Here is a 10,218-nt window from a genome sequence, read left to right on the forward strand (position 1 = left end):
TGTCTCCTTCGGTGCCCATCCGATTTTGGAGGTGTCGTTGGAGCGGACAATGACGGAGCTGATGCAGGGGCGCGGATTGGAAAATTTGCAAGAGTTTGAAGTGCCGACGTTTGATATGTCGCTTGTCTCTGAGAGTTTTAATCTCGAATCCCACTTTATCGATTCCAACGGCAAGATGGGGATACAGTTTTTGAGTGCTAAAAAGAGCTTTGCATTCGCTCCGTGGAATTACAGCGGAGAGAATACCGAGGATGAGTTTACCTATCTCACGGGGATATTCGCGGCGATGGGGAAAGAGATCTATATCCGAGATTACAATTACCTCGGTTTTTATTCTTGCCAAATGATTGTTCCCGGAGTCTCCGAGGTCTATCCGATCGATGATCTGATTTATAACAACCGTAATCGGGGCAAAGCGTATCGCGAAGTGATTTTGAACTTCGCCGAGTATGATCCCGAAACAGTGTTGGATGAGATCGAAGCTCTCGAAGATCATCTGAATGTCGAGAAGTTTATCGGGGTTATTTTCGAGGAGAATTTTACCATCGGGGAACTCAAAGCACAGCTTCATCTCTCTTTGGGAAATGTTGAGGAAGCGATAGGGTATTTGGAGTTCGGTAACAGTGCGATGGGCAATCTGATCGTTGAACTGCTTCGGATGGAAGAGTTAGGATTAGAGCTGGATGATTATCGTCAAGCGTTGTATGATCTCTACAGTGCAGCACGAGTTGATAAAGCGGTAGAGATTCTAAGCGGGGAAGCATTTTTAGTGAGTACGTCACTGCATCGTGATTATACCAATATGCTCTCGATGTACGATCGGCTGGAGGTGAAAAAAGCGGCCGCTTTTTAATAGCCGCTTGTTTCGCCGTTAAAAAGGTTTAGAATTTTAGAATATTCTCCGAATGCCTGTTTGTACAGGTGTTGGGTATGTTTACTGCTCTCATACAGCTCACTTGCACTCATTCCGCTCTCCAACGCATTTTTTAAGAGTTTTGTCCGTCGCAGATAGGTAAACGCGAGGTTTGGAAAATGCTCATGAATCTTCTCTTTTATCATCACGGCATCGCTGGGGGCATCAATCATATTGGCAAATACGAGGATCGTTTTTTCCCGAAAATTTTTAATGAAAATCAAACTTTTCATAATGGAGTTCAGATCGTTTGTCGTCGGGAGGATAATAATGTCCGATTCTCGGAGTATTTCGTTGGCGTGAGGGTTTTCAAATCCGCCGAAGTCATAGACCGTATCGGGATAGAGGGGTATTTTATTCGGATAGTAGCGGGCATTTTTGTATTTATTTAGAACAACCGACATATCGTTGGTCGCATAGCGATAGGAGAGATCTTTTGCGAGTGAAAAGGCAAGAGAGGTTTTACCTACCCCACCTTTGGTTGAAGCGATTGAGATGATTGCCATAAATATCCTCTAATTTTTTGGAAATAGTAGCGTATATGGAATATAGTAGCTGAAATTATAGCAATTTCCCCCTCTTTTGAAAGATTATCCCCTATACAATAGTAAAACACTATGAATTAAGTGGTATGAGTAAGTCCATAAAATAGGGATTTTCGTATTTAATTTCTAATAAACACTACTAATTCAATAGAATTACTTGACAATGATAAAATATCTCCCTATAATTTCTCCAGTTAAAAAATGAATGAGTATTCATTTAGTGTGAATCTCGTCAAGGAAAGGAGTGAACAATGAAAATTGCAGCCAATGTTACGGAGTTGATCGGAAATACCCCGCTCATTACGTTAAACCATTTTTCGACTGAGTCGACAACCATCATAGGTAAATGTGAATTTATGAATCCTTCCGGATCGGTCAAAGACCGAATCGGATGCAATATGATCCTCCAAGCCCTTCAACGAGGCGAGATCACGGATGAGAGTGTTATTATTGAACCGACCAGCGGAAACACCGGTATAGCTTTGGCAAGTGTTGCCGCAAGCTTAGGATTGAAGCTGATTTTGACAATGCCGAGTTCCATGAGTTTGGAACGGAGACGTCTTTTGGCGGCCTTGGGTGCCCAAATTGTGTTGACTGAGCCTGAGAAGGGGATGGGCGGAGCGGTCGTTAAAGCGTTGGAATTGGGAGCATCGATTCCCGGAGCGGTTGTCTTACAACAGTTCAACAACGCGGACAATCCCGATATCCATCGTCAGACTACGGCAGAAGAGATATGGAGAGATACGGAGGGCAAAATCGATATTTTTGTGGCGGCGATCGGAACAGGCGGAACGATTAGCGGTGTCGGAGAGGTACTTAGAGCGTATAACCCCGACATCCAAATTATCGCGGTAGAACCGGATGCTTCGGCAGTTCTCTCAGGTGAGCCTGCCGGTCCTCATAAAATACAGGGAATCGGTGCAGGATTTGTCCCTCAGGTACTTAATCGTGATGTTTATGATGAAATTATTCGTATTACGAATGATGAAGCGATTACGACGTCAAGAGCGATTGCCAAAGCTGAAGGACTTTTGGTCGGTATATCCTCAGGTGCCAATGTCGCTGCTGCAAAAAAGATTGCCGAGCGTCCTGAAAATAAAGGGAAAACCATCGTAACGATTTTGTGCGATACGGGGGAGAGGTACTTGAGCACGGAGCTTTATGAATTTCCCTCTGACAATGGGTAAGTGGGGAAAAAATGGGTGAAAAACATTACCGAAGCGTCGTAAAAACGATTTCGTGGAGGACGGTTGGAACCATCGATACGATGGTTATATCCTACTTTATTACAGGGAATTTAGTAATGGCGGTCTCGATCGGTTCAATCGAGGTGATGACGAAAATGATTCTCTATTATTTTCATGAGAGGGCATGGAACGCAACCGATTTTGGACGGGTGAAACCCTCCGCACACGATTACCAAATTTAGGAGAGGCAATGAGCATGAATGTAGAATCATTAAATGTACGATTTGAAAATGAACCCATTGAATCCATGTTGGCTTGTTTTTTAGAAGCGTATAAAGGTCGGATAGCTTTGGCATCGAGCTACGGTGCGGAAGATCAAGTTTTAACCGACATGATCTTGGGTATCGATCCGACGGCAAAAATATTTACCCTAGACACGGGACGCCTTTGCGAAGAGACCTATACCGTGATGGATCAGACGAATCAAAAATACGGCATCAAAGTAGATGTCTATTGTCCCGATAGAGCTGCCGTTGAAGCACTTTATCAAGAGCAAGGAATCAACGGTTTTCGAGAGAGTATCGAAAATCGAAAAGCGTGTTGTCAGGTGAGAAAAATGGAACCGCTTCGTCGGGCATTAGAAGGATTAGACGTTTGGATTACGGGATTGCGCCGCGCACAGTCTCCGACACGTGAGACGATGCGGCTCATCGAATGGGATGAATCGAACAATCTTATTAAAGTAAATCCTCTCATCGAATGGGATGAAGAGAGCGTTTGGGATTATATTAAAACACATAAAGTTCCTTATAACGCGTTGCACACGCAAGGATACCCAAGTATCGGATGTGCTCCGTGTACGAGAGCAATTCGTGAGGGAGAAGATCTCAGAGCCGGAAGATGGTGGTGGGAGAATCCTGAACACAAGGAGTGTGGACTCCATTTAAGAGGAACCTGAGTATGAAATATTTGTTGGATATTTTGGATGGAATACTCGATGATGATGAGTATTCGCATCGCACAGAGTTGGCCGATTGGGCTATTTTTATTTGAGCTATAGGTAATAAAAGGAGAAACGATGATATCTCAAGAGAGAAAAACACATCTAAAAGTATTAGAAGCCGAAGCGATTCACATCATGCGTGAAGTGGTTGCTGAATTCGACAATCCGGCAATGCTTTATTCGATCGGTAAAGATTCATCGGTCATGCTTCATTTGGCGATTAAAGCATTTTATCCGGCAAAACTGCCGTTTCCATTGCTGCATGTCGATACGACATGGAAGTTTAAAGAGATGATCGAGTTTCGTGATCGACGGGTGAAGGAGCTAGGTCTAACTTTGCTTACTCATGTGAACCCTGATGGGATTGCTCAGGGAATTAATCCGTTTACTCACGGGAGTGCGGTGCATACGGATGTGATGAAGACCGAGGGGTTAAAGCAAGCACTGAATTATTATGAATTCGATGCGGTATTCGGCGGAGCGCGACGGGATGAAGAGAAGAGTCGGGCAAAAGAGAGGATTTATTCATTTCGTGACAAAAACCATCGATGGAATCCGAAAAATCAGCGTCCTGAGCTGTGGAATATTTACAATGGGCGGATTCATAGCGGAGAGAGCATTCGGGTATTTCCCCTCTCGAATTGGACGGAACTCGATATTTGGCAATACATCCATCTCGAAAGTATTCCGATTGTCCCGCTCTATTATTCGGCACCGCGTCCGGTCGTAGTACGTGATGGGGTAAAAATAATGGTAGACGATGAGAGGTTTCCGTTTTATGAGGGGGAAGTTCCGACTGTCGAAAACGTCCGCTTCCGAACTTTGGGGTGTTATCCTTTGACCGGAGCGGTGGAGAGTGATGCAGTGACGCTTCCTGAGATCATCCAAGAGATGCTTTTGACCAAAACGTCGGAGCGTCAAGGGCGTCTGATCGATGCAGACAGCTCAGGATCTATGGAAAAGAAAAAAATTGAAGGATACTTTTAATGGCACATCAAGGCGATTTGATAGCCACCGATATCGAGGGCTATCTTAAAGAACAAGAACACAAAGAGTTGCTCCGCTTTATTACGTGCGGAAGCGTCGATGATGGCAAAAGCACCTTGATCGGTCGACTGCTGCACGATTCAAAAATGATTTTTGAAGATCAGTTAGAGAGCATTAAAAACGACAGCAAAAAATCGGGTACGACGGGGGATAAAATCGATTTAGCCCTTCTCGTGGACGGATTGCAGAGTGAACGGGAGCAGGGGATTACGATCGATGTAGCCTATCGCTATTTTTCGACCGATAAGCGCAAGTTTATTATCGCCGATACTCCCGGACATGAGCAGTATACCCGTAACATGGCGACAGGTGCTTCTACGGCGGATTTGGCGATTATCCTTATCGATGCGCGTTACGGGATTGTGACGCAGACGCGTCGCCATTCGTATATCGTCCGTCTTTTGGGGATTCGCAATGTTATTGTCGCCATCAATAAAATGGACTTGGTCAATTTCGATCAAGCGGTATTTGACAAGATCGACAGCGAGTATCGTAATTTTGCAGCAGAGTTGGGAATTAAAGGGATCTATTCCGTTCCCCTCTCCGCGTTGGATGGAGACAATGTTGTTACAAAGAGCATCCGAAGCCCGTGGTATCAAGGATCAACCCTTCTGGATATCCTAGAAGAGGTTCCGCTCGCTTCTGCTGCTGTTGACGGACCGTTTCGCTTGGTGGTGCAATACGTCAATCGCCCGAATCTTGATTTTAGAGGATTCGCGGGAACAGTTGCCTCAGGAACGATACGTGTGGGTGATTCTATTACGACCTATCCTTCACAGAAGGTAGCTACCGTAAAAGAGATCGTTACCTATGATGGGAATTTGGAATCGGCTTCTACGGGTGATGCGATCACACTGACGTTGAATGAGGAGATCGATATTAGCCGAGGGAACGTACTGATCAAAACGGGAGAGAGCATTGATCAATGTGATGCGATTCGTGCGAATATAGTATGGATGGATGAGGAGAAATTTCTTCCCGCCAAGAGCTATTTGTTTAAACGCGGTTCCAGTGTCACTACGGCGTATGTCGAGCGAATTGATTACCGTGTAGATGTCAATACGCAAGAAAAACATCAAACATCACAGTTAGGGCTTAACGATATCGGATCGATTCGTTTGAACCTGGCTGAGCCGATCGCCTATGATCGCTACGATGAGAATCGGCAGATGGGGGGATTTATCCTTATCGACAAGATTACCAACAACACGGTAGCTGCGGGGATGATTACCCAAAGTACAGAGCGAGAGAAAACAGAGCAGAGCGATGCGTCTGCATTTGAGGTAGAGCTAAATGCTCTTATACGGCGGCATTTCCCGCACTGGAATACCGCGACAATCATTTAAGGAACAGGTTATGGCGAGTGAAACAAAAGCTGAACGCATTGAACGTATCAAGCGTGAAAAAGATGGATTGGAGGTTATTTCCGACATCTACCGATATGCACAAACCGGCGAAGCGATCGATCCTGAAGATATCGACCGCTTTAAATGGTACGGAATATATACCCAAAACCGCAATCTTCAGGAGGCTGAGGATGAGACGCAGTATTTGATGCTTCGTGTTAAGCTGGATGGGGGGTATATAAGTGCCAAACAAGCGGAAGTATTGGGTGACATATCGGTTCAATTCGCTCGTGAAAGCGGTGATATTACGACTCGTCAGGATATTCAGTTTCACTGGCTCAAAATCGAAGATTTACCTGAACTACTTGAACGGTTATCTGCCGTAGGCTTAAGCGTAGTCGGAGCTTCGGGTGATTGTCCGCGTAATATTGTCAGTTGTCCGGTAAACGGGATTGATCACGATCAGATTGATGATGTCCGTGATGTGGTGGTTGCTCTGAACAATCTCTATCGGGGAAATCCCGATTTCTCGAATTTGCCTAGAAAGTTCAAAATCGGCGTCAGCGGATGTAATAAACATTGTATCCAGCACGAAGTACAAGATTTGGCCTTTACCGCAGTCAAAGAAGGCGATGAGATCCGATTCAGCGTAAGTGTCGGAGGGGGGCAGGCGAGTAATCGACGTATTGCCGATCATATCGGCTATGTGAAACGTCGCGATATCGTGAAAATTGCCGAAGCGGTTGCACGTATTTATCGTGACTCAGGCCGACGTGACAACCGTAACAAAGCCCGTTTGGGACATTTGGTAGAAGATTGGGGTGTTGAGCGCTTTGTCGCTGAACTGGAAAAAGAATCCCGTGTAGAGTTGGAGCGTTACGACGGGGCACCGTTTACTCCGTATCCGCGACGGAGCCATTTTGGCGTCGGAGCGAGTGTTAAAAAAGGGTATAACACGATAGGGTGTGCATTGACCAGTGGTCGGATTAAGGGTGAAAACCTGTTGAAACTCGGACGTATTTTGGATTTGTACAAAGCTGAGGGGATTACCCTGACAACGACGCAGAATTTTGTAATTTTGAATGTCCATACCGATGCGACGGAACCGATGATCGATACATTAAAAGCCGTGGGTTTTCATCCCTATCCGTCAGTTTTTGAAGCACGTACCTTGGCGTGTACGGGACTCAATTTTTGTAAATTTGCGGTGAGTGAGACCAAAGATCTGGCGATCGAGGTAGTGGAATATCTGACTCATCGATTTCCTGATTTTTACGAACCTGTAAGCATCAGTATCAACGGATGTCCGAACTCGTGTGCCCACCCGCACATTGTCGATCTCGGATTTGTCGGAGCTATCGTGAAACGGGGTGATGAACGGCTCAAAGGGTTTGATCTGATCGTCGGAGGACATCTGGAGGGTGAGCAAAGCCGTTTTGCGCTCAAAACGGGCGTCAAAGTTGCCGCAGATGAAGTTGCACCGTTGATCGAGTCTTTGATCCATAATTTTGAGGCAAGCAACAGTACCGATTTCGGAAATTTTTTATGGGAGAAATACGCACATGAGTCAGCTATTCCGTCCACTTCTTGAGAAGGGTGATACCTACGCCCAAATAGGACGTAATACGATCGGTATCCATAAAAAAACCTATTTCGACTTTACCGCATCGGGCTTGGCGTATGAGCCGATCGAAGCGCGTATACGAGAAGTGCTCGAAACCTATGCGAATACCCATTCGAAAGAGGCATCGATGGCGGCTCGGACGGATCGTTATTACCGTCACTCAAGAGAGCATCTCAAAACATTATTAGGGCTGGACGGCTCTTTTGCGCTAATGCCGTGCGGATGCGGTGCGACGGGAGCGGTTAAGCGGTTGCAGGAGATATTGGGACTCTATATCCCTCCGGCGACTCGCGCACGTTACCACTCCTTGCCTCCTAGCTATGAGCTTCCTCTCGTAATTGTGGGGCCGTATGAGCATCATTCCAACGAGATCAGCTATCGTGAAGCACTCTGTGAGACGGTACGGGTCGGATTGAATACCAAGGGGTTGGTTGATTTGGAACAGCTCGAAGATATTTTGAAAGCGAACCCCAATCGTGAGCTGATCGGGTCGTTTTGTATCGCGTCGAATGTGACGGGGACGATTACCCCCTATGTCGAGATATCAGAGATATTACGCCGTTACGACGCCATTGTCTGTTTTGATGCGGCGGCTTCGTCACCGTATATCAATATACCGTGTGAACTGTACGATGCGATGTTTTATTCGCCCCATAAGCTTTTAGGGGGACCGGGATCATGCGGTTTGTTGGCTGTGCGAAAAAATCTGTTCGAGGCGGATGCCAAACCCACCTTTGCAGGTGGGGGAACGGTACGCTATGTCAGCCGTACCAGTCATTTTTTTGTAGAGGGTGTCGAAGATCGTGAAGATGCGGGAACACCGGGAATTTTACAGCTTATCCGCGCGGCATTGGCATATCAGCTTCGTAATGAGATCGGATTTGAGTGGATCGCTTCTCGAAAAAAAAGCTTATATGAGCGTTTTATCGAGGGGTTGAGGGAGATTGAGGGATCAACCTGTTACGGCTGTCGCAAGGCAGAGAATATCGGGATTGTCTCTTTTAATGTCAAGGGAGTAGACCCGTACGCTTTGTGTACGCTTCTCTCCGAATCAAAAGGGTTTCAAACACGTGCAGGGTGTTCGTGTGCCGGCCCTTACGGACATGATTTATTAGGATTGGAAGATGATACACCCTTCCAAGAGCGGCCGGGATGGCTGCGTATTAGTATCCATTATTCGCAAGAGATAGCCGATATCGATGCATTATTGGAGGCTATTAAAAAATCGATAAAGAGGCTCGAATGACAAAAATATTGCAACCGACTTCGGCCGAAACCCATAAGACGTTTTCGGTTAGAAAAGGGAATGTGTATCTCGTAGGCTGCGGCCTTGGAGATGTAGAACAGTTGACGCTCAAAGCGTATCGGATTATCCGAGAAGCCCAGATTGTCTTATACGATAATCTCATACCTAAAGAGATTTTGGATGTGATTCCCGCAGAAACACGTAAAATTTATGTGGGTAAACCTAAAAATAATCACAGTATCAGCCAAGAGAGAATTAACCTTCTCATAGCCGATTATGCAGGTCAGGGATTCAGTGTTGCACGGCTTAAAAGCGGTGATCCCTATATCTTCGGACGTGGAAGCGAAGAGGCGCAATTTTTACTGGAGAGAGGTTTTAGCGTTGATGTGATTGCGGGGATATCTTCGTGTGTCAGCGGACCTGCTTGTGCGGGAATCCCTCCGACCGCGAGAGGGTATGCGGCAAGTTTCTCCGTGGTTTCGGCACATCTAAAAGAGGGAAAATTCAACACGGATTGGTTGGGGTTACTTAAACTGAACAATCATACTACCGTGGTGTTGATGGGGCTCAGTTTGGCAAATAGTATTCGTAAAGCCGCGTTAGCAGCAGGGGTGTCCAAAAATCTTCCGATTGCGATCATCGCTAATGCTTCCCGTCCTGAACAGCAGAGCGTTGTCACCACATTGGCCGATTTAGCAAAAGCCGCTAAAACCGTTAACGGACCGGCAGTTATCGTCTTTGGGGATGTTGTCAATCTCTATGGAAAGCTGCCGCAGTATCAACTGCAACAAGTTGAGTTTAAATAAAGTACATCGACTGTTGATCCATGGCATTGCCCTGATCGACGAGGTCTTGGAGTGATTCACTAAAAACATTTTTCATATCGTCTCGAATGCGATTCCAGTAGAGATGTAAAATCGGTTGTAACCGCTCATCGGTGGGGTTGCAAAGCTCCCCTTCCAGTGCTACTAAAATTTCAAAAACCGCAATCGTATTCGGGGCTTTCGCGAGCAGATAGCCTCCTCCTGCACCTCGAATACTTTGAATTAATCCCTCTTTGCGCAAGGTAGCGAGAATCTGTTCCAGATAGTTTTGGGGAATATTGGCTTTTTCCGCAATGTCACGGATTTGAAGATGTCCTTGCCCGTAATGGAGCGCTAACTCATACATGGCGGCAAGGCCATAGCTTCCTTTAGTAGAAATACCTGCCACTGTTCTCTCCTAATGGATTGTAGTGGAAGTATTGTATTCGAGGTAGTGTTAATAGTCCATTAAGGACATCGATTTAGAAGAGATTATTCACTCTC

The 10,218-nt window shown here is 45.9% G+C and carries 11 protein-coding genes; 9 read left to right on the forward strand and 2 right to left on the reverse strand.

The genetic code is table 11. From position 1 onward, the window contains the following. Positions 1 to 853, forward strand: an 853-nt coding sequence (locus A2517_RS06515) for a YcaO-like family protein (protein ID WP_294895304.1), incomplete at its 5' end; no start/stop codon positions are given. On the opposite strand, the gene A2517_RS06520 is transcribed toward A2517_RS06515, so the two are convergent. Next, positions 850 to 1,419: a hypothetical protein gene (locus A2517_RS06520; protein WP_294895306.1), complete on the reverse strand. Its 570-nt coding sequence runs from the start codon at positions 1,417 to 1,419 to the stop codon at positions 850 to 852. The genes A2517_RS06515 and A2517_RS06520 overlap by 4 nt on opposite strands. A 290-nt stretch (positions 1,420 to 1,709) precedes the next feature. Here A2517_RS06520 and cysK point away from each other — a divergent pair, with 290 nt between their 5' ends. The 8 genes from cysK to cobA all read left to right on the forward strand — a co-directional run bounded on the left by cysK (position 1,710) and on the right by cobA (position 9,717). Then, positions 1,710 to 2,645, forward strand: a complete 936-nt coding sequence (gene cysK, locus A2517_RS06525; protein ID WP_294895308.1) for a cysteine synthase A — start codon at positions 1,710 to 1,712, stop codon at positions 2,643 to 2,645. Between the two features lie 11 nt (positions 2,646 to 2,656). Then, complete coding sequence (locus tag A2517_RS06530; RefSeq protein WP_294895310.1) at positions 2,657 to 2,887, forward strand: DUF2061 domain-containing protein; 231 nt, start codon at positions 2,657 to 2,659, stop codon at positions 2,885 to 2,887. Positions 2,888 to 2,895: 8 nt separating this feature from the next. Next, entirely contained in the window at positions 2,896 to 3,603 is a 708-nt protein-coding gene (locus tag A2517_RS06535; protein WP_294895313.1) for a phosphoadenylyl-sulfate reductase, read from the forward strand. Between the two features lie 120 nt (positions 3,604 to 3,723). Next, the gene (cysD, locus tag A2517_RS06540) at positions 3,724 to 4,635 is read left to right on the forward strand and encodes a sulfate adenylyltransferase subunit CysD (RefSeq protein ID WP_294895315.1); all 912 of its coding nucleotides are present in this window, start codon (positions 3,724 to 3,726) and stop codon (positions 4,633 to 4,635) included. After that, positions 4,635 to 6,041: a sulfate adenylyltransferase subunit CysN gene (gene cysN / locus A2517_RS06545; RefSeq protein ID WP_294895317.1), complete on the forward strand. Its 1,407-nt coding sequence runs from the start codon at positions 4,635 to 4,637 to the stop codon at positions 6,039 to 6,041. Before cysD ends, cysN begins: the two co-directional genes overlap by 1 nt. Positions 6,042 to 6,051: 10 nt before the next feature. Beyond that, entirely contained in the window at positions 6,052 to 7,632 is a 1,581-nt protein-coding gene (locus tag A2517_RS06550) for a nitrite/sulfite reductase (protein ID WP_294895319.1), read from the forward strand. Further along, entirely contained in the window at positions 7,604 to 8,911 is a 1,308-nt protein-coding gene (locus A2517_RS06555) for an aminotransferase class V-fold PLP-dependent enzyme (protein ID WP_294895321.1), read from the forward strand. Before A2517_RS06550 ends, A2517_RS06555 begins: the two co-directional genes overlap by 29 nt. After that, the gene (cobA, locus tag A2517_RS06560; protein ID WP_294895323.1) at positions 8,908 to 9,717 is read left to right on the forward strand and encodes a uroporphyrinogen-III C-methyltransferase; all 810 of its coding nucleotides are present in this window, start codon (positions 8,908 to 8,910) and stop codon (positions 9,715 to 9,717) included. Before A2517_RS06555 ends, cobA begins: the two co-directional genes overlap by 4 nt. On the opposite strand, the gene A2517_RS06565 is transcribed toward cobA, so the two are convergent. Beyond that, a complete protein-coding gene (locus A2517_RS06565) occupies positions 9,710 to 10,123 on the reverse strand; it encodes an Rrf2 family transcriptional regulator (RefSeq protein WP_294895325.1) in 414 nt (137 codons plus the stop codon). The genes cobA and A2517_RS06565 overlap by 8 nt on opposite strands. Between the last annotated feature and the right edge of the window lie 95 nt (positions 10,124 to 10,218).

This window comes from Sulfuricurvum sp. RIFOXYD12_FULL_44_77 (genome assembly GCF_001830725.1).
Classification (GTDB): domain Bacteria; phylum Campylobacterota; class Campylobacteria; order Campylobacterales; family Sulfurimonadaceae; genus Sulfuricurvum; species Sulfuricurvum kujiense_A.

Bases quoted from the DNA above. Each gene is read 5' to 3' on its own strand.
- cysD (WP_294895315.1), top strand. From the start codon at position 3,724: ATGATATCTCAAGAGAGAAAAACACATCTAAAAGTATTAGAAGCCGAA.
- cysN (WP_294895317.1), top strand. From the start codon at position 4,635: ATGGCACATCAAGGCGATTTGATAGCCACCGATATCGAGGGCTATCTT.
- A2517_RS06555 (WP_294895321.1), top strand. From the start codon at position 7,604: ATGAGTCAGCTATTCCGTCCACTTCTTGAGAAGGGTGATACCTACGCC.
- A2517_RS06530 (WP_294895310.1), top strand. From the start codon at position 2,657: ATGGGTGAAAAACATTACCGAAGCGTCGTAAAAACGATTTCGTGGAGG.
- cobA (WP_294895323.1), top strand. From the start codon at position 8,908: ATGACAAAAATATTGCAACCGACTTCGGCCGAAACCCATAAGACGTTT.
- A2517_RS06520 (WP_294895306.1), bottom strand. From the start codon at position 1,419: ATGGCAATCATCTCAATCGCTTCAACCAAAGGTGGGGTAGGTAAAACC.
- cysK (WP_294895308.1), top strand. From the start codon at position 1,710: ATGAAAATTGCAGCCAATGTTACGGAGTTGATCGGAAATACCCCGCTC.
- A2517_RS06550 (WP_294895319.1), top strand. From the start codon at position 6,052: ATGGCGAGTGAAACAAAAGCTGAACGCATTGAACGTATCAAGCGTGAA.
- A2517_RS06535 (WP_294895313.1), top strand. From the start codon at position 2,896: ATGAGCATGAATGTAGAATCATTAAATGTACGATTTGAAAATGAACCC.